Raw genomic sequence first — 21,825 nt, forward strand, 5'->3', positions numbered from 1 at the left:
AAATTGGTCAGTATTTGACATCTCCAGGGGTTGAAACACCCTGGATTCTGTGGTTAGTCCACCCCCATTTGGGATAAATCCACATTTGCTTAAAGCCTGAAGGGCAGACTTCTAAACTCCTCGGCGTAAATCAAAGATTTAGCTGTGAGCTTACTTTTTTATAGCTTTCACGAGTGGTTTTACTCGCGCTGGTTGGAGCAATCTTCTCGCTGCTCTAGCTGCCTACTTGCTTTTCGGTGCCGAATGCTGCGCAAACAGCCGTCGTAGGAAATCAATTCCCCGTCTCCTGTCCACCGGAATCTCACCGCACTAGCGCCCATGTCATGGCGACAAACCTTGTTCCTTATTCCTCTAAGTATAGCAGATTTTTACTACGCTTTATTACCCGCGTGTCGTTATTCAACCAGCCGTTAAAACGAGCGCTGCGTACTTCCTCCCGTTATTTTTTAGGTTTACCAACTCTCACTGTGAGAATCAATTCACTTGAGGATGCTTGAGTCATCCCAATCCAACAATCACCTGCCCTCAGTTAATTCGACTGCCAGTGATTCCTGTTTTTTTGGACATTCATACCAAAATTCATCTCTACTGATTTGTGAGCTTTCGATATGCGCGTACATCAGCATGATGAATCATTTGTCCTTGTCTTGAGTGCCTCTTACATTTTTATCAACTGGGTAGGATGGTTAAAAGTGAGCCTACCCTACCTAACGATAACAGATAGTTTTTCTACAAGACTAAATTAAGCTCTAACAGCGTATATTGCTCCAATATTACTACTACGAGGTAGACGAGAAAAAATTGCAAAGCCTTCTTGACGCAAATATTCAGCTAATTGCTCTGGTCCTTTACTATGCCATTCCATCATAATTATTTTTATCTGATTTAATTGCCCTTTTGCCGCCAAAGAATCAAAGATTTCATACTCAGACCCTTCACAGTCAATCTTGGCAACAATATCCATATCTGGGTGCTGAGAAATTATTGAATTCAACTCCTCGCTAATAGGCTTTAAAGTCAGCTCTTCTTTCGGGAGAGATTTATTTTGCTTATTGTTTGTTCGGTCTTCTGAAACTCCAATACTTCCTCTTAGTTCATAATCAAATTCGACTGTTACTTTTTTTTCTTCAGCAGCAATTCCATAACTAAATGGTTTAATTTTCTGGGAAATATCTGGGTTTAAATCAAAATTATGTAGTGCCTGTTTATAGGTGACGTTAAATGGTTCGTAACTCCAGATTGATTTCACGTTTTCTTGATTAGCAAAATATAGACTAGCTAACCCTACATTCATGCCAATATCTAGCATAACTACAGGGCGGTCATAAATAAGAGTATAAATTCCTAACCAAAAAATTTCCCAAAGAATAGAAAGCTCTTCTGCTGTTTGAACATTTACTTTTATTCCTTCTATTTCTACAATTAACTCATCATTTTTATCTATAGTAAACTTGGCATTTAACTTTTTCTTGAGAAATTTTGCTTGATTCAATGCTTTTTTTTGAAGTAGAAAATCATATTTTTCCTTTTCAACATATATATCCAGTGGTTTGAGAAATAATTTATCTGAACCACGCTCAACTTCTACATCATTAAAACTCATATTTAACTCAGGAATTTTATCTACCCAATACCAATTAGGTATCTTCTGGAAATTCCTCACATTTCTCAAAAAATTTTTAGTCTTTAACAATGGTTCTTTTAACATTATTTGTATTCCTCTTAAGTAAACAAACTGAATAATTTATTTGAAGGAAAGATAACATTGTTGTTACTACTTTCTCTCCGTACCCAGCGATTGATATAACACCTAGATGAAGAAAAAAAGGAGTATAATTATAGTCATCATAGCATAATAATTCTCTTCATTTATCTAAAACTACTGATAATTGTCTCAAAGATTTTATAATTGGTGAAAATTCTTAACTTTATGAAATATTAGGGATGGCACAGAGGGTAAGCATTCAGCTATTAGCAGTCAGCGCTGCCCTGGGGGATGCTACGCAAACAGCAATTAGTAATGAATAATTACTTATCAGTTTTGAGAAGGGGACTTTAGCAGTAACTTTTTATTCTTTCTCCATTTTTCAATTGCTTTGACCTTCCCCAAAATTAATGGCTGTTAACGTAGTTCCTCCCCAGGAGGCTAGCTAATAGCTGACGACTGTTTGCGCAGCATTCCGCAAGAAATACTTACCACAGAAGTAATATATTTAGCTATACTGGATACATCATTAGGGAAATAGCTTTAGAATATACTTGATAAATTGATTGATTTTTTATTTTTATGAAGAACCCAATAAAAATTATCCCTTGGTTAGTTATGGCTGGCTTCGCTTGGTCTCTTGGTTTCTTTTACAATGTTTATTATGGTGGTTTAATTGGTCCGTTACGAGGAATGTACTACAATAAGGTGGCATTAGCAGCGGAGGTGGAAGGGTCAAAAAGACTGATAATTGTTGGTGGTTCGGGAGCGCACTATACTGTCAATTCTAAGCTAATGGAAGAAGAACTTGGTTTTCCTGTATTTAATTTTGGCTTGGATGGAAATTTGGGTCTAAATGTAATTTTTCCTACTATTTTGGAGCAAGTTCGTCCAGGAGATATTGTGCTGATCATTCCTGAATATTTAATGTTATTAGATGAAGATGGATTGGGCGATCGCTCTACTTATTTTGGAGTAGCTATCGGAAAACCAAGGTTAGGAGGGGTACCACCCAAGCAGTTTGCTCAAGATACTTTTGGTTTGGGCGTACCTAGTCTTAGACAATTGACAAAATCTACTATAGATATAGTTAAGCAAGTAGAAGTTCCAGCTTACTATGCCGATCCTATTACAGACTGGGGAGATCCGACTAAAACATGGGAACGTAAAAGTAAATGGTGGGAAATGACAGTTAAGAAACCCGTGACTCCTCATTCAATTGCACGAATTAAGCAATTTAGAGAAGAGTTAGAAGCTAAAGAAGCAAGTTTAGTCATATCATTACCTATTATTTATGCCAGTACAGATGAAAAAACTTTGAAGAATGTGGAGAAAACTGCTGAAGAGTTAGGTAAAATTGCTCCTCTAATTTCTGACAAAAAGTTAAATTTGTGGACTGATGTTAATTTATTTGCTGATACTCACTACCATCTCAAACCAGAAGGAAGAGTAATGCGCTCAAAAGACTTAGTCGAACAACTCAAACCTATAATTCAATCTACAATAAGTAATAAATGAGGTTTGAATTACCCCCTTTCTTTTTTTTCAAAGAGGAAAGAAGCAAAAGGGAAGAGGGAAGAGGGAGGAAGGCTTAAAAGCGTGAAAAAAACTTAAATTTATCTCAACGTTGGTTGAAGACCCGCGCTCTCCCGAAGGGGAGCTAGGGCATGAATGCGAGCGCATTCCGAAGGAAAAACCAATCAATAAGAGCGGTTCTTACAAGGGTATGCTATCCTAAATAGATAAGGGCTGCTGGGCTAGCAGCTTCAGTCTGTGGAGCGCGCCTTTAGAACAGAAAGAGGTTTGGCCTCCTCAGCAGTTGCGTATTTAAGCAGAAAGTCCTGAACCGCGAGGTTTAGGAATCCCGTCCTGTCTCGTGAGAGCAGCGTCGGGAGGATGTCAATCTAGGTATTCACGCTTAGGTTTACACAAGCAATACCAACCAACATACATGATGGATGTAATATAGAACCCAGTTGAAAAGTGGTCATTGCGACAACATAAAGCAATCTCGCGCAACCTCTGATATTGCTTCTTTCTACTCCGTTTCAGTAGCTTGGGACTTAGGACTCGTTTGACATCCTCCCCGGCCTAAAGGCACGGGGATTCCTACTGAGCCGTAGCTCCTCGGCGGGTTGACGCTTTGCTTCGCATAGCTGCCGCTAACACAGGGTGCTGCTTCCTTGGCGGTAGTCTAACGCTTCCCTCCACATCCGTTTAGAGTTTCCGAGTGCCCCCCGGCAACTAATAACACTGTACCACATATTCAATTCACTTGCCCATAAAATAAAAAGTCGCCCTACAAGGGCGAGGCTTTAAACCCAATTTTTCGGTAAAAATAACCTGAACAGTTTTTTTAATGGAAGCTATATTTCACAATTTATCCCAGATCAAATTTGTACCACTTATTTTTACATGGCTCCTTAGCTATAGTAATTATCCTAATTCTATATTAAAAAGGCTTTAGTTATCTTAAAAGAGAAAGAAAGACCGAAAGACCGAAAAATCTAGCTTTGTTTGAATTTTAAGCTTTTGACTTGTCCTAACCTTTCCTTCGACTGCGATATTTTGAAATATCCCCATAATTTTTCTCTTCATTTACTGCCCAAATTCTGCGACTAAAACGTCATCATTATCATCAGCAAGAGTCGCAACAATGGTAATTGCCCGAGAAATTTCTCCTGGAGATAATTCTGCTACAGTACGAGTCGCCAGAATTACAATTTGATTATCCACAATAGCAAAATGGGATTCCATCGTCGATAACCAATTCATTTCCAATAATCTACGCATTAACTGGGGTTCATTTTTTGCTGGTAACTTCAGTACATAAGACCAGACATCAAAAGTATCATCATCTGTTTCTCCAGTCAGTCTGACATATACCTCCACACTGCCATATTGAAACTTCCATAAATGGCCTGCTTCATTTTTGGCCACCATTACTTTTTGCTCTTCTGCCATATTGGCAATAATTGTTTCAATCTCTTCTATGTAGCTGAGACTGGTCTCATTTTCAGTTAGTTCAATATTATCTTCTTCGGTAGAAGGATTATCCACAGAAGTAGTGTCAGGGTTGCTAGTAGTCATAGTTTGTACCTATAGAAAAATTATCTATCACCAGTTTAAGCCCTGAACCTATCTTAATTACTAACAAAGCTATCGGGACACTGATATTTTTTCGGCTAAAAATGGCTTCAAACTCAACGGTAGCAAGGAAAATACGTTACCTGGCTAAAAATTGCTCAAACCTAGATATATCAAGAAATCGGATATTTTGACATTAAAGTATTACATCGCAAGGGTTCAAAACTATTTTTAAGGCATTTTTTGCTAAAGTCCCGTTATAATGCTATCCACAATTAATAATCTATAGCTATGTCCAAAGCAGAAATTAATTTTCCTTATTTTGACCGAAAAATTGGGTTTCAAGCCTCGCCCATAAGCGGGCGACTTTTTAGTTGATTTTTGTTGATAAGTATGTTATCCTATTGTTAGGAGCAAAAGTCAGGTTATGAAATCTAGATTTAAGTATCGTATCTATCCAACATCAGGACAAAAGTACCGATTAGCCAAGCTATTTGGCTGTGTTCGTGTTGTTTGGAATGATAGTCTAGCTTGCTGCCAAGAAAAGTATAAATTAGGACAGAAGAAGCCAACTAACTCCGAGCTACAAAAACTGTTTATTACTCAAGCCAAAAAGACTGAAGATAGAGAGTGGTTATCGGAAGTTTCTAATATACCACTACAACAATCTTTAAATGATTTAAACCAAGCTTATCAAAACTTTTTTAAATCAACTAAAGGTCAACACAAAGGTAGAACTATAAAGCCTCCTAAGTTCAAAACTAGAAAGTCAAAGCAAACTGCTAGGTTTAGAAAAGGTGGTTTTAAAGTTGGTCAGCATAAAGTTTATTTAGCTAAAATTGGGAAACTAAAAATAGTTTGGTCAAGACAGTTACCTGCTACTCCATCATCAGTAACAGTAATCAAAGATTCAGCTAATAGATATTTCTTAAGTTTTGTAGTAGAAATACAACCAGAAACCTTACCTGAAACTGATAATTCAGTAGGTATAGATTTAGGTATCAAAACCTTTGCTACATTTAGTGACGGTACAAAGGTTGATGCTCCTAAGCCACTGAAAAAACGAATTAAGAAGTATCGAAAGTTAAGCAAATCATTATCTAAGAAAACTACAGGTACAAATCGTTATGAAAAAGCCAGATTGAGAGTTGCTAAATTTCATGCCAAGTTAAAAGATACCAGAACAGATTTTCTACATAAATTATCTACTGAAATTATTAACGAAAACCAAGTAATAGTTTTAGAAGATTTGAATGTTTCTGGAATGATGAAAAATCGCAAATTATCCAGAACAATTTCTGATTTAGGTTGGAGAACATTCAGGACTTTTTTAGAAGGAAAAGCAGAAAAATATGGTCGCGATTTCAGAATAATTAGTCGCCCTTGAGCCAACATCCCAAGTTTGCTCAAATTGTGGCTTTAAAGGTGGGAAGCTAGACCTTCAGGTGCGAGAATGGGAGTGCCTAAACTGTGGTGCAAAACATGATAGAGACGAGAATGCAGCAATAAATATATTAGTCGCGGGCGGGCAGTCCGAGACACTAAACGGACGTGGAGGCAAGCGTAAGACTACCGCATCTGGCAGCAGCAGTCAATGAAACGTCAACTCGCCGAGGAGCTACGGCTCGGTAGGAATCCCCGTGCCTTCAGGCCGGGGAGGATGTCAAACGGTTGGGGTTACTACGTTATTTAATTTTGTCAGCTAGCATGGAATAATTTTCCCATTTTCAATTGAGGTCTGATAGCAGGCAATAGGCAACAGGCAATAGGCAACAGGCAACAGGCAACAGGCAACAGGCAACAGTGGGAAAAATATTTCCCGAGCTCAGGTTTATTATCAGCATAAGTCTTAACCAACTCATTCTTTGTTATTGGATGTGTGCTTAAGAAAATGAAATGACTATTGCGACATCCGCAACAGAGAGGGGAAGTAGGTATTTTCTCCACCACACACCTCAAATTCTGGTGTTTCACAAAATGAAATGACTATTGCGACATCCGCAACAGAGAGGGGAAGTAGATATTTTTGCTCATCACACACCTCAAATTTTGATGCTTCACAAAATGAAATGACTATTGCGACATCCGCAACAGAGAGGGGAAGTAGGTATTTTCTCCACCACACACCTCAAATTCTGATGCTTCACAAAATGAAATGACTATTGCGACATCCGCAACAGAGAGGGGAAGTAGATATTTTTGCTCATCACACACCTCAAATTTTTAGTGCTTCACAAAATGAAATAGCTATTGCGACATCCGCAACAGAGAGGGGAAGTAGATATTTTTGCTCATCACACACCTCAAATTTTAGTGCTTCACAAAATGAAATAGCTATTGCGACATCCGCAACAGAGAGGAGGAGTAGATATTTTTCCCATCACACATCTCAAATTCTGGTGCTTCACAAAATGAAATAGCTATTGCGACATACGCAACAGAGAGGGGAAGTAGATATTTTTGCTCATCACACACCTCAAATTCTGGTGCTTCACGAAATGAAGATTCGGGAGAATAAACCAAAGATTCAAAACCTCAACCGAGAATTAAACAGCCTTGCTCTGAAGCATTCTTCCTCAATCCTAAATTTATTTTCAACAAATAATAATTAGGGTCTGCTGAAAAAATTGGTTGGTGGGAGTAGGAGACAGGAGACAGGAGTTAGGAGTTAGGAGAATTTAGAGGAGGTATTCGGAAAAATTGTAAGAGTGATTTTTGTGCCCAACTATGCACCTAAAATACTAACTTTTTGAGCGTTTTAGACTGAAAACCAGGCACTGCAATTCGACCCCAAAAAGGCTAAAGTCTTTATATGTCAATCCTTTGAGATTTAATCAGCAAGCCCTAATTAATAATTACCTCTCCTAAAAAAGAAGAGGATTGACTAAAAAGAAATTTTTTTCTTTTTTCTCCTTTAAAAGAGAGACTTGAAACCTTAATTATGCGACAAAATTGATTGTCAAAATGTAAGTATTTCCTATTCAACAGGTTTATAACCCACCCAATACTTACTAACGAAATGAACTTCAGTGGCGATATTAATAAAACCTACTTTCTCCAAACGTTCCTCTAAATTATCTGTAATATAACTCTGATAATAAGGTTCATGGAACATTGCTGGGAAGTTTTTTAACATTGGCGAAAAATCAGGTTCATCAGAAACTTGAATCGAATCACAAATCACAAAAACACCCCCAGGTTGAGTAACTCGAAAAGCTTCCTCTATTACTTTTTGACGTACCATCGGCGGTAATTCATGGAACATAAAAACACAAGTTGTTGCCTGAAAAAAATTATCTCTCAAAGGTAAATCCTCAGCATTTCCTTGTAAAAGTTGAGGCAAATCTCCCAACTCTTCAGATAATAATTGATGAGCTTTTTTTAAATAAGCCGACGATAAATCAACACCATAAAGAGCAGCCTTTGGTAAAGTAGCGCGAATAAACTTTAAAGTTCTACCAGTACCACAAGCAATATCTAAAACTCGTAAATTTTTAGGAGCGATCGCCTCTAAATTTTTCCCAGAAAATAACTTTTCTAATCCCATTTTTAAAGGAGCTAAAATTCGTCGTCGCATGGCATCGGCAGTACCATTAAATAAAATTTCTACCTGCAAATCGTAGAGATTAGCTGATGTATCGCTTAAGTAGCCATCTGTTTGATAATGAAAATTTTGTAAATAATAAGCAGGATAATTTTGAGTATTTATTTGTGGAGAAAATTCTTGATATTTCTTTTGTTTAATTCTATTCCAAACTGTAGGCATATCTAGCCAAATATTAGGATAATAACTGAAAAAATCCGACCAGGGATTATCAAATATAATATTAACTGGATAAATACCATTTTCTCCATCTGCTAAATCTCTTTCCATAATTTTATCAATGCGTTTCTGCATTTTTTGGATAATTGCAGGAGACAAAGGTTGAGTTTTAAACTTAAGAGTTGGATAAACAAAATTTCTCAGTTTAGTAGAAATTTGTTTGTGAGCTAAAGCAAAGTAAATTTTACCTTGTTGAAATGTTTGATGAGTGAATTTTGTAATAGTATCTGACATGATGATAAGTCTAAATAGATTTTGCAAGTTTTGTAGTTTTAGTTCTGGATTGTAACGCAATTATCATATAGCAGAAAAAAGAAGGAAGAAGGAAGAAGGAAGAAAGTTGATATTCTGTTATTTTAGATATTCCATAAGTCAAGAGTAGTAATGGCAGTTGCTATTATTTTGAATAAAAGACTATATAGCAATCTTATTTGACTTGTGAAATATTGTAGATTTTAGGGAATAGGGAACACCGGATCTGGGAGGAAATGAGAAACACCGAAGCAATAAAATTATCACAAATAGACATCTCCAAGAATAAAAAATAAAATCAATTATCCCAAATAAATTATCAATTCTTTACCCCTACTGTCTACTCTGCACGGACGTTGCATACAACGTCCCTACTCCCTCATTTGGTTGAGATATCTAATGATTTAGGATAGTATTTTGATTTGAGATGTAAATCTAGATTGAGGTTTTTTCTGAGTACCTAATATCCAGGTTTTTGCTAATATTTAGAGCTGTTTTCCATCCTTGAATATTCCTTATTTATAGCGGTTTTCACTCATGTTGACTTGCATTGCTTCAGCTCCCGCTGCCTTTAAGCAAAAATCTCTGTATTTTATGAAACATGAAAACTGCTATAATAGTACTTTGTTTCCACATTCGAGATAAAAATGCTATAGCTATTTGGCATTTTATAAGTTGTTTGCGCAGCATTATGGTATGAAAGAGCAACAGGCAAAAAAAGGAATGTAAAATACCTTAATCCGTAGTGCTATAACTAGGGCTTGCTGATTAAATCTAAAAGCATTGACATATAAAGACAACTGCCTTTTTGGGGCATTTCAAAAGTGCTTGGTATCACGTCTAAAACGCTCAAAAAGTTAGTATTTTAGGCGCATAGTTGGGCAGAAAAATCATTCTTACAATTCTTACTCCTACCTCCTCGCTCATTCCCCTAACTCCTATCTCCTATCTCCTACCCCCTACTAAAAGACTTTCCATACGCAAACCATAATATATATATTGTTGCTTCAAACAAAAATAGCCCCCAGTAAAGGAGGCTATAAGAACTAAGTCGCTATTGTTTTATGAAGTAGTAAAGCTTAAATATATACAACATTACTCTGTCTAAATTACTTAAGTAATAAAATACTCATTCCTCAAGCTTTGAAAAAAACTTCTTTCCTACTAACTCCTTAGTTATACTTAGGGCTTACCGATAAAATCTAAAAGCATTAACAGGTAAAGATTTTAGCTTTTTTACAGCCAAAAAAATACAACTTTTTAAGCTTGAGCGACCAAAAAGTTAGGATAAAAGGCAGAATAATTGTAGAAAAATCAACGGATAAAATATCCAACGACCTCCTCTAAATTTCCCATTCCTCCTGACTTCTGACTCCTGACTCCTGATTTATACCAAAAGACTTCCATAAGCAAAACCTACTTAATTTATCGATTTAGCAATCGTAGTATAGAGAAAATTCATAAGGATGAGGACGCAGACGCATGGGGTTCACCTCATTATCCAACTTGTACTCAATCCAAGTTTGAATCAAATCCTCTGTAAATACCCCACCAGTAGTCAAAAACTCATGGTCTTTTTCCAAAGCTTCCAAAGCACCTTCTAAAGACCCAGGAGTAGAAGGAATCTTGCTTAACTCTTCAGGACTCAGGTCATAAATATCTACATCCAAAGATGCACCAGGGTCAATTTCATTCTTAATCCCATCAATACCAGCACAAAGCATTGCAGCAAAAGCCAGATAAGGATTACAACTAGCATCAGGACAACGAAACTCTAATCGTTTGGCCTTGGGATTTGTACCACTTAAAGGAATCCGAACAGAAGCAGAGCGGTTACCTTGAGAATAAGCTAAGTTTACCGGAGCTTCAAATCCAGGAACTAATCGCTTATAAGAATTAGTAGAAGGATTAGAGAATGCCAAGATTGCCGGAGCGTGCTTGAGGATACCACCAATATAATTAAGTGCTGTCTTACTCAAATTGGCATAACCATCACCCCAGAATAAAGGTTGTCCATCTTTCCAGATTGACTGGTGACAGTGCATACCAGAACCATTATCGTTAAATATAGGTTTAGGCATGAAAGTAATAGTTTTGCCATGTTTTTTGCCCACATTCTTGATGACATACTTATAAATCATCAAGTTGTCTGCAGCTTCAACCAATGTACCAAACTTAAAGCCCAATTCATTCTGACCACCTGTAGCAACTTCGTGGTGATGCTTTTCAATGGGAACTCCACACTTGGCCATTGTTAATAGCATTTCTGTCCGCAAATCCTGCATTGTATCGGTGGGAGATACAGGGAAGTAACCTTGTTTATAGTTTGGTTTATAAGCTTTATTACCACCTGGTTCTTCACTACCAGAATTCCAGCGACCTTCTATACTATCTACATAGTAATAAGCTTTATTTTCAGTTTGGTCAAACCGAGCATCTTCAAATACAAAAAATTCAGCTTCTGGACCAAAGAAGGCAGTATCCCCAATACCTGTCGATCTTAAATAGTCAACTGCTTTCTGAGATATTACTCTGGGGCAACGGCTATACCATTCACCAGTTCGAGGCTCTTTAATACTACAAGTAATGCTTAATGTCGGTTCAGCCATAAAAGGGTCAATCCAAGCAGTGGTTGGATCGAGTACCATCATCATGTCTGACTCGTTAATATTTTTCCAACCACGGATACTAGAACCGTCGAAGGCAACTCCATCTGTAAAGGAACTTTCATCAATTTGACTTCTGTGAACTGTTAAATGTTGCCAAATACCTGGTAGGTCAATGAATTTTAAATCAATCACTTGAATGTCATCATTGTTAATCCAGTTCAATACATCTTGGGCTGTTTGTGCCATATTAGCTCCTAAGTTTTAAATTTTGGCTTTTTTGACAAGAAGAATAGCTTTAATAAGAATAAATACATCAGTCTTAAATTTTGGCTTTCTTAACAAAGTTCTAATCAGAATACATCCAGCCGATAATAAGAATGAAAATCCTTGAGTTTTTGTAACTTTAGACACAAAAAATCTGACCTTAATCAAATAATTCTGCTAGTGCAGGATGGCAGAAATAACTAACTAGAGTTTGCTGAAAAAGTCTTATCATTTTCTTTATGGGTTTAATACCCCACCGTCTACACGGTGTTCACGCATTACTTGGGGTTAGAATCCCCATGTAATTTTTCTCCTGTCTCCTGTCTCCTGTCTCCTGTCTCCTTCTTCAAAGGCCCCGTAGGGAACCTCAGAATTACACACTCGCTTCTGACTTCTGACGCGCGTTAACTCAACGTTGGTTGAAGAGCCGCACTCTCCTGGAACAGATCGTCGGGATGTTTGCGCAGCATGACCCTGGAAAAACCAATCAATCTTGTGGTTTTTGCCATAGCATAGTACTCTTAATTAGAATAAGGCTGCTGGGCTAGCAGTGTCAGTCTGTGGAACGACTTTAAGACCAAAAAGAGGGGAAGACCTTGGAGGCGGGTGCTGTGAAGCAGAAAATCCCTATCAGTGATGTTAGGGAATTCCACGTTTTCGCGTAAGCGCAACGTCGGGAGGATGTCAAAGTAGGGTAAGATAGAAAGTTTAAGAAATTTTTGGGAGAATAATTATATGCGGGACACTATCACTAGCTTAATAGATAATTACGACGCTAAAGGTCGTTATTTGGACCGGGATGCTGTCGATCAATTAAAGTCTTATTTTGAAACGGGTACTGCGCGAGTAAAAGCTGCTACTGTAATTAATTCTATGGCTGCTAGTTTGGTCAAGCAAGCTGGGATTACGTTGTTTGCACAACAACCTGAATTAATTCGTCCGGGTGGTAATGCTTATACGACCCGTCGTTATGCTGCTTGTCTGCGGGATATGGATTATTATCTACGCTATGCTACTTATGCTTTGGTTGCAGGTAATACGGATGTTTTGGATGAAAGGGTTTTACAAGGTCTTCGAGAAACCTACAATTCTCTAGAAGTACCTATTGGACCTACTTTGGTTGGAATTGGTATTCTTAAGGAACTTGTTAAATCTGAAGTTGCAGCGGCAGGTATTCAAACTGGTGCTTTCTTAGAAGCACCCTTCGACCATTTAATTAGTGAGTTAGCTGAAAAGGACATTTAATTAATTAATAATGAATAATTAATAATTAATAATGTAAGTATTCAGCCGTCAGCTATCAGCTATTAATTTTGGGTTTGCGTAAAAGCAACCTTTGAAATTGAAAAAGAATAAAAAGTTACCGCCAGTCCCTGGAAAAAACCTTATAAGTAATTAGGTTTGCTGAAAAAGTCTTTTAGTAAGGGTAGTAGACAGTAGACAGTAGACAGGAGACAGGAAGAACTGAGAATTTAGAGGAGGTAGTCGGAAAAATTGTCCCTCAATTTTTCTGCCATAATAATTCCAAAATACTAGCTTTATGCAGCTCTTGCCACCGAAAAGCTGGTACTTTTTTTAACCCAAAAACGTTAAAGCCTTTATCTGTTAATACTTTGATCTTTAATCAGCAAGCTCTAATTATTCATTACTAATTGCTGATAGCTGTTTGCGCAGCATTCCGTAGGAAATACTTACTTAATAATTATTCATTACCAAGCGTAAAAATGGGATTTGGTTTCCAAATCCCTACAGTTTTTTTCAGAACTCAGTAATTAATTATTTTGATTTTTTTTAACATTAACGAAGCGGATTTTTACAACTCAAAAAGCTGTTAACAAAGTTCCTCTGCAAGATGCTAGCTACTTGCGGAACATTCCGAAACGGAAATTCTAAAAGCTGATAGCTAGTTAATCATTAAAATTTGTGGTTAAACAAAGATTAGATATTTTATTAGTAGAACAAAACTTATGTACTTCTCGACAAAAAGCTCAAGTTTTGATTAGAGCAGGAGAAGTAATGGTAAATCAGCAAATAATTGATAAACCAGGAACTGAAGTAGAGTATGAGGCGAATATAAAGGTTAAGCAAAAATCTTTATATGTTTCTAGGGGAGGTTATAAACTTGCCAAAGCATTAGAATCTTTTTCTATCCCTATTTCTGACAGAATATGTCTTGATGGAGGTATTTCAACAGGTGGTTTTACAGACTGTTTATTACAAGCAGGGGCTAAATTAGTTTACGGTATTGATGTGGGATATGGGCAAGTTGACTGGGGTTTACGTAATGACCAAAGAGTTGTTTTGAAAGAGAGAACTAATCTACGTTATTTAACTCCTACAGAATTATATGGCGAGGAATTAATATTAAATTCTCAAGCACAGGAAAATTCAGAAATATATCCTAATTTAGCGGTAGTTGATGTTTCTTTTATTTCTGTCACTAAAGTTTTACCTGCTTTATGGCAATTACTTATTCCACCTCGTGAGACAATATTGTTAGTAAAACCTCAGTTTGAAGTAGGGAAAAAACGAGTGGGTAAAAAAGGTGTGGTACGTTCTTCTACTGACCAAGCTGAAGCAATTTTTCAAGTATGGAATAGCGCTCAGAATTTAGGATGGGGATATTCTGGTTTAACCTGGTCTCCTATACAAGGTCCAGCTGGTAATATAGAATATTTATTATGGTTAAATATAGAGAGTAAACTTTCGCTAGATTTGAGAGCGATCGCTGAGGTAACAAAATTAGCTCAACAAGAATTTAATCATAGTTCGTAATTAAAATTTAACTTTTAAAATCGCCACACTTCTTACTATTTAATATTAAAAATAAACCGTTAATTATTGTTTAGTCTGGTTCAGACAAAATTTATATCTAGAGTCAAATATCCTGGGGATAGTATTTAATTCAAATAAGTGCTACAGTGAAATGAAAAAAGTGATTTGTATGAATTATGAATGCTATTAGGCAAAATATAAGTATTGAAAAATATCAAAATTATCGGCTTGGTAAAGAAATTTTTCCAGACTGTAATCTTGTGAATTTAAGTCCAAAACAGGCAGAAGAATTGAAGGAAAATCTCTGGGAAAATGGTGTTATTTTCATCCGCAACCAAAATCTTACGGCATCTCAGTTAACAGAATTTGCCAGACAGACCTTTAGAGATTCAAGTCTTGGTCATCGCCCCCCAAAACCCCTAGACCCTGAAATTCCTGCATACTTACAAAGTTCAGGGTGTGGTATTTTAGGGAATCCTAAAGGATTATCTGATAATGTGGTAGATAAGATTGCCTGGCAATGGCATCACGACAAAGACCTTCTCCCAAGAACTGATGGGTTAGGAATGAATACTCCTTATGTAGTCATGCTATATGGTGTGACTATCCCTTCAGAAGGCATTGATGGACAGCCCCATACTACTGATTTTTTAGATATGATCAAAGCTTATGATAACTTTGAATCTGAATATCAGCAGCAATTAGAACAGCTTTCAATGTATCATCTTTCTCCTGTATCTCCACAACCAGGAGTTGAGCTTCCCCGGAAACTGCATCCTTTAGTATCAACTCACCAAATAACTGGATGTAAAGGTTTATATTTGGGTTCAGACACTTCCATTCTACAGGGACTTGAGGATAAACCTGATTTGGCAAAACGATATTGGGTAGAGTTATTTGAGAAAGCTCTTAATTCTACACCTATTTATCGTCATGTTTGGCAAGCTGGAGATATTGTATTTTGGGATAACTCCCAAGTTATGCACACTGGAAAAGCTTACGATTCTACTAAATATAAACGCATTGCTTTGCGTATTGGAGTTGTGAATAACCGTGATGACTATAACTGCTAAATTGGCAAAAAATAAAATCTCTTTCATTTTAATAACTCATTAATTTATCCTCATATATTTGCTCTATTTTTATCTTAAAGAGGGTGCATCTCAGTTTTGAAGAAAGCCAAAAATTTATCGCTCTGAGGGAATAGGGAATAGAAAAAAAGTATTTTTGTAAATATGAGATGCACCCCAAAAATCAGGATTCTCTATAGTCTGAGTTTACCTGTAAATTACCAAGTGGTTTGAGTATTCCCTCTTTTTAAGTATAATTATTTATCGCTTAATTGAGATGCACCCCTTAAAGAGTTCAAGTATTACAACAGTTTTGGAGTTTAGTGAATAGGGAATATAAATTAGTATTAAACTGTACCTCTTCATAGAAATTTTTAAATATATAGGTTATCGGTGGCGAACGCCTAACTTTAAATCTTCAAATATAGAATTTCCACAGTTACTTACTCCTGAAAGTATTCTCTCACAATAATCTGAGGATATAGATGATTTTTTTGCTGTAACTATTAAATTGCCATGTTCATCCGAAAAATTAGTATATTTTTTCTTTTCTTGATTAAATTATCTATTTATATATTTTGTACTTCATTTATTTTTAGCACAATAATTTCTGCCAAAATTATATCTGTCAAATTAGCGGATCGATTTTTATATAGTTTAATTCTCTTTGGCGATTTTTTAAGAGGGATAGAAATAGTTGAACTTTTTAATATTGTTGCTTTTGCTGTTGTGGGAATGGGTTTTGGTTTAGCAAGTATTTTTTTACCTAAGTATTTAGGTCGTTATGTGAGTGCAATTATATTAATAATTTTAGTGCCAATAATTTTTATCACGACTCAAATGGTAAGATATGATATTTGGGTAGAACAGGTAGCAAATAATGAAAATTTATCTCTTGATGGAGCGGAATTACTAGCTAATTCATTTTTAAATCAAAGGGTAGGTAATGATGGTATCTATGGTTTCTATTTATATACTGCTCAGTTTCCTATTCTCCCCGATAAAAAGGTACAGATGAATAATTTAGATAGGTTGGAAAAGAGTGTTAATTCAAAGTTTGTGAGTTTGATAGGGGTTCCACCAGGGGTTGTTTCGTGGGCAATGAGTTTGTGTTTTTGGGTAATTAGAATTTTTTATTTTGTAGTAGCAGTAGTAACGACTGTTGCTCACTTCAGAGAAGGTTTAAGGATAGTTAAATGTTGAGATTTTAGGTAATTGTTAATTATTAATTATTAATTATTAATTATTAACAATTACCTGTCCTTGGAAACGGATAGGATTGACGCAAAAGGGAAAATTAATTCATTATTTCTTCTTTAAAATTGAATTTTTAGCAACAGCGAGTGCCATTTAAGTTATAGCAATTCCCAAAAAGCGTGAGGTACAAAATTTTAGGTTTGAGGGAACAGGGAAAGGGAATAAAAAAGACAAAAAGATAACTGTATCTCACTAATTTGAGAAACGCTATATCAGTTATCAGTACCTTCTGTAATAAGGAGGCAATAAATATGGAATATTCTTTATTTATCTATAATTTAGGGCTTGCTGATTAAATCTAAAAGCATTAACATATAAAGACTTTAGGTTTTTTAGGGCCTTTAAAAAGTGCGCCTGTTTCAGTCTAAAATGCTCAAAAAGTTAGTATTTTAGGCGCATAGTTGGGCAGAAAAATCATTCTTACAATTCTTACTTCTACCTCCTCGCTCCCAAGCCATTTCTCCTGTCTCCTGTCTCCTGTCTCCTGTCTCCTACACCTACTAAAAGACTTATTCAGCAAACCCTATTTATTTATAGCGCTACGTCTTTTGGTTAAGACAATAAATTTGGGTGGTAATTACCATTATTCTGACTCCTGACTCCTGACTCCTGACTCCTAACTCCTAACTCCTAACTTCTGACTTCAACATACTTTTTCAGCACGGGTAAAAGGGTAAAATTATTTTCTTGTTTTTCTATTAGGGAGCGTCGCTGCAATGATTTAATGATATTCAATAAGTCTGAAGCTGGTATTTGTAAATTATCTAATAAGGTTGAAATTGTTACTGGTTGGGTTGTGGTTGCTAGGTGAGAGATTACTTGTTTTTCTACTTCTGATAAACGGGAAAGTTGCTGATGCAACAATTCTTTGATGTCTGGGTCTAAAAATAGAGGGTCGTATTGAAATAATTCTGAGATATTTCCACTGAATAAGTCATTAATGGTTGTGGCAATTATATTTAACCAAGTGGGGTTGCCTTGATAAAAGTCAATTAGTTTTTGCCATTGTTCGTCTATTTGTAAGTCTTGGTCTTTGAGAATTTTTTTAGTTGCTTCTTCGTCTAAACCTTTGAGGTGTAATGAGCGAATGGATGTATTTTTACTTGTACTAATTTCTCTGAGTTTTTCTCTACTAATTATTAGGCAAGAACTCTGATGGGAGAGTTGGGCGATAAGTTGGAAAAATTGGCTGTAGTTTTTATGTTCTGGACTGTAATGACTTGCTAGTTTGCCACTACTAAATATTGTTTGGATGTCATCTAATATTATGAGGCAGCGGTGCTTTCTCAAATTTTCTAAAAGATGGGAATTTTCGGAGGTTTCGAGAGTGGAATTTTGGTTGGAGATAAATTGAATGAAGCGGGTTTGAATTGTTTTGAGTAGTGGGGAGTCTCGCAGACTTTGCCAAATTATATAGTCGAATTTATTTTGAATATTTTTGATGAGTTGAAGAGCTAATGTTGTTTTGCCAATGCCATTCATTCCGTGGAGCATCACTATTTTTTTTTGTTCTTGGAGAATCCATTTTTTGAGGGTTTTTATTTCCTGGGTTCGACCGTAGAATTTTTTATAGTCTGGTGCGTCTGAGAGGTCTATTTTTGGTCGAGGGATAGTCTGGGGTTTGTTGATATTTGGTTGGGGAAAATTTTCAGGGTTTATAGTTTCTGAGGAGGGGGAAGTTTCAGGGCAAAAATTTATATTGTTAATTCCTATAAAGTCTTTTTCTATATTTGTGGATGAACCTACAGAAAACTGCCATCTATCAAATGTAGTGCGTAGATTAGACTTATTTACTTGTTCACCGAAAGTCTCTGAAAAAGTTTTCCATAATTCTGAAGCGACATCTCTAACATGACCATTAGTGCATTGAAATTCTTGAGCAATTTCCGAATATTTTTTACCTTGAAAAGTACCTCGTAATATTACTTGTTGTAGGTCATCTAAATGTTTTCCTGTTTTGTTAAATATGAGATGGTCAGCTAAATTTAATATTTCTTGGATATCCATAGATAAGGTAAGTAGGAGAGTTTTGTGTATTTTAGTCCGACATTACCCTACACCATAAATTTTTTAATCAAATTTAATGACGAAAGAAAGATTTTTCAATCATTAAACTCCCTACTTTTGCAGATTATTTCCTACTGACAACAAAATAAATTTGTGATGGAATTGAAGAATAGCAAAAATTAAGTAACTAGATTTATGACTGAAGAATCAGAGCTAGTTCAATTAATTCTAGAGAATTTTTCTGAGATTCTGAGATATTTACAGCAACAATATGATGAATTACCTCCCGAACTGAAAAAGGTCGTTGAAAGTATTGATTTTTTAGACCTTGAAGTAGATAGTTTACTTATTAACAAACGAGAAGTTTATGAAATAGTTGCTAAATTTCTTCAAGAAAACTTAAATGAAGAACTACCTTTATGTCTGGATGCTACCCATATTATTTGCGGAGAAGATGACCCAAGATTATTAAGAGAAAAAACTGGAGATGCAGAAAAAATTGCTGAGGATGCCAAAGAATTAATTTTGACTATTAAAGTGCATTACGAGCTATTAAAAAATTTCACATATAACCGGAAAACTGAAATTTTTTATCAGAAAAAAAATCAACCAGCAGTTAAAAAAGTAGAAGAGGAATTAGATTGGGATAGACTCCCTGGTAATGTCCGCTCAAGCTATTTAATTAAAGGTCAAAAAATATCAACTTTGAAACTTTATCCAATAGAGTAGAAAATTATGGCAGAACCATTTCTAATAGGTATAGCAATAGCATTAGGATTAGGGGCACTTGGAGCAACCTTAGTAATAATATTTTGGAAGCAAATTCTAAAATGGGCAGAAGAGAGTCTTTTTCCTTGGATTAAAACTAATATTCCATCAATTGAAATTCAAGTAAGAGAAGCATTTAGTGCTGTAGATAATGTTGTTGTTACTACCCGTAATATTATTCGTAAAGCGTGGAAAAAGTTGCGTGAATATTTGCTAAAGCAAGTAATAAAACTAGAAAGACAATCATCAGGTGAATGGATAAAGCAAGTCACATCTTGGACAATTAAAATTCTTGAATCTGGTAAAAAAGTTACGATAAAAACGGAGATAGAAGAAGTAGTAGATTGGGAGGATATACCTCAAGATGTTCGTGAAGAATGGTTAAAACGAGAGAAAAGTAAGGCGGAAATTGATGTAACTGAGTATCGCGACCGGGAAATTATGGAAATGTATGCTTAGTTAAGTAGAATTTTTCAGAGGAAAAATTCTGACTATTTGGAGGTGAAAAAAATGGATAAAAAGTTGCATGAATATTTGCTAAAGCAAGTAATAAAACTAGAAATACAATCATCAGGTGGATGGATAAAGCAAATTACATCTTCGGCAATCAAAATCTTTGAATCTGGTCAAAAAGTTCCGGTAAAAGTTTACCCATAAAAAGAAGTAGATTGAGATGAAATACCTCCAGATTTCCGTGCAAAGTTTTGACGTCGTGAGAAAAGTAAGGCTGAAATTTATCTAATATTGGCATTTATACCCGCGCTCTCCCGTAGGGGAGCGGAGGGATGGGAATGCCAACCCATGCTATAATATAGCAATTAATATTAGTAACAGATCGATAAAATTGAAAGCCAGATACAAATACCGTATCTATCCAAATCATATCCAAATAACCAAATTAAATCAACTATTTGGTTGTTGTAGATATGTTTGGAATAGCACATTAGCACATTGTAACCAACTATATTCTAACGGCAAAAAAAAACCTGGTTATGTGGACTTAACTAAACAATTCATAACTCAGGCTAAACAGGAATTGCTTTGGTTAAAGGAAGTTGCATCTACTCCATTACAACAATCTCTCAAAGATTTAGACAAAGCATATAAAAACTTCTTTGATAGTTGCAAAGGTAAAGGAAAAGGCATTAAAGTTAAACCACCAAAATTCAAGTTGAGAAAATCTAGGCAATCTGCAAGATTTGTTGGAAAAAACTACAAGATTGGGCCAGATAAAATTTACTTACCAAAAGTAGGCAAGATTAAAATAGTTTCGCCCGTGAGAGTTGCCTAGTGAGCCTACTTCTTTGACAATAATTAAAGATTCAGCAAATCGTTATTTTGCTAGTTTTGTTGTAGAAACTTGTCCAGAACATTTACCAAAGCTTGGTAATTCAATAGGCATCGATCTAGGTATTTCAACTTTTGCAACTTTGAGTAATGGTGAGAAGTTTGAAGCTCCTAAACCTCTCAAAAACAACCTCAAGAAATTAGCTAAGTTTCAACGTAAATTTGCCCAAACTGAAGTAGGTAGTAAACGCCGTGAAAAACGTAGACTAAAAATAGCTAAACTTCACGCCAAAATTCAAGACATTAGAACAGATTTCTTGCACAAATTATCAACTAATTTGGTTCAAAAATACGACACTATTGTTTTAGAAGACTTAAATGTTTCTGCCATGGTTAAAAACCGTAAGTTAGCTAAAGCAATCAGCGACTTAGGATGGAGGCAATTCAGGACTTTAACTGAGGCTAAATGCGAGAAACATGGTAGGGAATTTAGAGTCATTTCTAGGTGGGAACCCACTTATCAAAAATGTTCTAATTGTGGTTTTAAAGGTGGTAAAAAGCAACTCAATGTTAGGCAATGGACTTGTTTGAATTGTGGTGCATTCCACGATCGTGATATAAATGCTGCCATTAATATTTTAGAAGTCTTTCAACCAAAAACCAAGGTTGAAACTAAAACAACAGAAAACCCAATTCAACTATCACTTTTTGATGAAGTCGCCGAGGGGCACTCGGAGACAATTAAACGGACACTGAGGAAGCGTCAGACTGGCAAGCCAGCATTTTCCAGTGAGGTGTCAACCCTCCCTGAGTCGTTCGTCCAGCTTAGTCTGTTCGAGTGATGGATGGGAATCCCGCGCTGTCTCGCGTATAGCAGCGTCGGGAGGATGTCAAGAAATGGATATATCTGCTTAGTCAAGT

The 21,825-nt window shown here is 36.0% G+C and carries 19 protein-coding genes; 12 read left to right on the plus strand and 7 right to left on the minus strand.

Annotated elements, in window-relative coordinates:
- Nucleotides 1–742: 742 nt before the first annotated feature.
- Complete coding sequence (locus tag F6K23_RS05500; protein WP_293151711.1) at nt 743–1,708, minus strand: FkbM family methyltransferase; 966 nt, start codon at nt 1,706–1,708, stop codon at nt 743–745.
- Nucleotides 1,709–2,287: 579 nt separating this feature from the next.
- Between F6K23_RS05500 and F6K23_RS05505 the strand changes: the two genes are divergently transcribed.
- On the plus strand, nt 2,288–3,223 hold the full coding sequence (locus F6K23_RS05505; protein WP_293151714.1) for a hypothetical protein: 936 nt from the start codon (nt 2,288–2,290) through the stop codon (nt 3,221–3,223).
- Between the two features lie 1,080 nt (nt 3,224–4,303).
- Here F6K23_RS05505 and F6K23_RS05510 read toward each other — a convergent pair.
- The gene (locus F6K23_RS05510; RefSeq protein ID WP_293151717.1) at nt 4,304–4,795 is read right to left on the minus strand and encodes a YbjN domain-containing protein; all 492 of its coding nucleotides are present in this window, start codon (nt 4,793–4,795) and stop codon (nt 4,304–4,306) included.
- Between the two features lie 424 nt (nt 4,796–5,219).
- Here F6K23_RS05510 and F6K23_RS05515 point away from each other — a divergent pair, with 424 nt between their 5' ends.
- Nucleotides 5,220–6,179 (plus strand): RNA-guided endonuclease InsQ/TnpB family protein, encoded by a 960-nt coding sequence (locus tag F6K23_RS05515; protein ID WP_367267631.1) that lies wholly within the window; start codon nt 5,220–5,222, stop codon nt 6,177–6,179.
- A 58-nt stretch (nt 6,180–6,237) separates the two neighbouring features.
- Entirely contained in the window at nt 6,238–6,390 is a 153-nt protein-coding gene (locus F6K23_RS41515) for a zinc ribbon domain-containing protein (RefSeq protein ID WP_367267632.1), read from the plus strand.
- Nucleotides 6,391–6,692: 302 nt separating this feature from the next.
- Here the strand turns inward: F6K23_RS41515 and F6K23_RS05520 are convergent, their stop codons facing one another.
- The 4 genes from F6K23_RS05520 to glnA all read right to left on the minus strand — a co-directional run bounded on the left by F6K23_RS05520 (nt 6,693) and on the right by glnA (nt 11,722).
- Nucleotides 6,693–6,917, minus strand: a complete 225-nt coding sequence (locus tag F6K23_RS05520; protein WP_293151721.1) for a hypothetical protein — start codon at nt 6,915–6,917, stop codon at nt 6,693–6,695.
- Between the two features lie 209 nt (nt 6,918–7,126).
- Complete coding sequence (locus F6K23_RS05525; protein WP_293151724.1) at nt 7,127–7,315, minus strand: hypothetical protein; 189 nt, start codon at nt 7,313–7,315, stop codon at nt 7,127–7,129.
- 454 nt (nt 7,316–7,769) lie between these two features.
- The gene (locus F6K23_RS05530) at nt 7,770–8,849 is read right to left on the minus strand and encodes a class I SAM-dependent methyltransferase (protein ID WP_293151727.1); all 1,080 of its coding nucleotides are present in this window, start codon (nt 8,847–8,849) and stop codon (nt 7,770–7,772) included.
- A 1,451-nt stretch (nt 8,850–10,300) separates the two neighbouring features.
- A complete protein-coding gene (gene glnA, locus F6K23_RS05535) occupies nt 10,301–11,722 on the minus strand; it encodes a type I glutamate--ammonia ligase (RefSeq protein WP_293151730.1) in 1,422 nt (473 codons plus the stop codon).
- Nucleotides 11,723–12,475: 753 nt separating this feature from the next.
- Here glnA and apcB point away from each other — a divergent pair.
- The 4 genes from apcB to F6K23_RS05555 all read left to right on the plus strand — a co-directional run bounded on the left by apcB (nt 12,476) and on the right by F6K23_RS05555 (nt 16,788).
- On the plus strand, nt 12,476–12,985 hold the full coding sequence (gene apcB / locus F6K23_RS05540; protein ID WP_293151733.1) for an allophycocyanin subunit beta: 510 nt from the start codon (nt 12,476–12,478) through the stop codon (nt 12,983–12,985).
- 678 nt (nt 12,986–13,663) lie between these two features.
- The gene (locus tag F6K23_RS05545) at nt 13,664–14,515 is read left to right on the plus strand and encodes a TlyA family RNA methyltransferase (RefSeq protein ID WP_293151736.1); all 852 of its coding nucleotides are present in this window, start codon (nt 13,664–13,666) and stop codon (nt 14,513–14,515) included.
- Nucleotides 14,516–14,691: 176 nt separating this feature from the next.
- Nucleotides 14,692–15,588: a TauD/TfdA family dioxygenase gene (locus F6K23_RS05550; protein ID WP_293151739.1), complete on the plus strand. Its 897-nt coding sequence runs from the start codon at nt 14,692–14,694 to the stop codon at nt 15,586–15,588.
- A gap of 513 nt (nt 15,589–16,101) precedes the next feature.
- A complete protein-coding gene (locus F6K23_RS05555; RefSeq protein WP_293151742.1) occupies nt 16,102–16,788 on the plus strand; it encodes a hypothetical protein in 687 nt (228 codons plus the stop codon).
- Nucleotides 16,789–17,472: 684 nt separating this feature from the next.
- Here F6K23_RS05555 and F6K23_RS05560 read toward each other — a convergent pair.
- Nucleotides 17,473–18,849, minus strand: a complete 1,377-nt coding sequence (locus tag F6K23_RS05560; protein WP_293151745.1) for an NB-ARC domain-containing protein — start codon at nt 18,847–18,849, stop codon at nt 17,473–17,475.
- 195 nt (nt 18,850–19,044) lie between these two features.
- Between F6K23_RS05560 and F6K23_RS05565 the strand changes: the two genes are divergently transcribed.
- The 5 genes from F6K23_RS05565 to F6K23_RS05585 all read left to right on the plus strand — a co-directional run bounded on the left by F6K23_RS05565 (nt 19,045) and on the right by F6K23_RS05585 (nt 21,746).
- Nucleotides 19,045–19,578: a hypothetical protein gene (locus F6K23_RS05565; protein ID WP_293151748.1), complete on the plus strand. Its 534-nt coding sequence runs from the start codon at nt 19,045–19,047 to the stop codon at nt 19,576–19,578.
- Between the two features lie 6 nt (nt 19,579–19,584).
- Complete coding sequence (locus F6K23_RS05570) at nt 19,585–20,076, plus strand: hypothetical protein (protein WP_293151753.1); 492 nt, start codon at nt 19,585–19,587, stop codon at nt 20,074–20,076.
- A 51-nt stretch (nt 20,077–20,127) separates the two neighbouring features.
- Complete coding sequence (locus F6K23_RS05575) at nt 20,128–20,274, plus strand: hypothetical protein (RefSeq protein WP_293151756.1); 147 nt, start codon at nt 20,128–20,130, stop codon at nt 20,272–20,274.
- A 187-nt stretch (nt 20,275–20,461) separates the two neighbouring features.
- Nucleotides 20,462–20,908: an RNA-guided endonuclease TnpB family protein gene (locus tag F6K23_RS05580; RefSeq protein ID WP_293151759.1), complete on the plus strand. Its 447-nt coding sequence runs from the start codon at nt 20,462–20,464 to the stop codon at nt 20,906–20,908.
- Nucleotides 20,901–21,746 carry an RNA-guided endonuclease TnpB family protein gene (locus F6K23_RS05585; RefSeq protein WP_293151761.1) on the plus strand — a complete coding sequence of 282 codons (846 nt, stop codon included), beginning with the start codon at nt 20,901–20,903 and terminating at the stop codon, nt 21,744–21,746. Before F6K23_RS05580 ends, F6K23_RS05585 begins: the two co-directional genes overlap by 8 nt.
- Nucleotides 21,747–21,825 lie beyond the last annotated feature (79 nt).

The organism is Okeania sp. SIO2C9, from assembly GCF_010672455.1.
Lineage (GTDB): Bacteria > Cyanobacteriota > Cyanobacteriia > Cyanobacteriales > Microcoleaceae > Okeania.

Excerpts from the sequence above, each read along its gene's own strand:
- F6K23_RS05550 (WP_293151739.1), top strand. The coding sequence starts at position 14,692 with ATGAATGCTATTAGGCAAAATATAAGTATTGAAAAATATCAAAATTAT.
- F6K23_RS05530 (WP_293151727.1), bottom strand. The coding sequence starts at position 8,849 with ATGTCAGATACTATTACAAAATTCACTCATCAAACATTTCAACAAGGT.
- F6K23_RS05560 (WP_293151745.1), bottom strand. The coding sequence starts at position 18,849 with ATGGATATCCAAGAAATATTAAATTTAGCTGACCATCTCATATTTAAC.
- F6K23_RS05505 (WP_293151714.1), top strand. The coding sequence starts at position 2,288 with ATGAAGAACCCAATAAAAATTATCCCTTGGTTAGTTATGGCTGGCTTC.
- F6K23_RS05515 (WP_367267631.1), top strand. The coding sequence starts at position 5,220 with ATGAAATCTAGATTTAAGTATCGTATCTATCCAACATCAGGACAAAAG.
- F6K23_RS05575 (WP_293151756.1), top strand. The coding sequence starts at position 20,128 with ATGGATAAAAAGTTGCATGAATATTTGCTAAAGCAAGTAATAAAACTA.
- glnA (WP_293151730.1), bottom strand. The coding sequence starts at position 11,722 with ATGGCACAAACAGCCCAAGATGTATTGAACTGGATTAACAATGATGAC.
- F6K23_RS05500 (WP_293151711.1), bottom strand. The coding sequence starts at position 1,708 with ATGTTAAAAGAACCATTGTTAAAGACTAAAAATTTTTTGAGAAATGTG.
- F6K23_RS05570 (WP_293151753.1), top strand. The coding sequence starts at position 19,585 with ATGGCAGAACCATTTCTAATAGGTATAGCAATAGCATTAGGATTAGGG.
- F6K23_RS05555 (WP_293151742.1), top strand. The coding sequence starts at position 16,102 with ATGTTCATCCGAAAAATTAGTATATTTTTTCTTTTCTTGATTAAATTA.
- F6K23_RS05565 (WP_293151748.1), top strand. The coding sequence starts at position 19,045 with ATGACTGAAGAATCAGAGCTAGTTCAATTAATTCTAGAGAATTTTTCT.
- F6K23_RS05510 (WP_293151717.1), bottom strand. The coding sequence starts at position 4,795 with ATGACTACTAGCAACCCTGACACTACTTCTGTGGATAATCCTTCTACC.
- apcB (WP_293151733.1), top strand. The coding sequence starts at position 12,476 with ATGCGGGACACTATCACTAGCTTAATAGATAATTACGACGCTAAAGGT.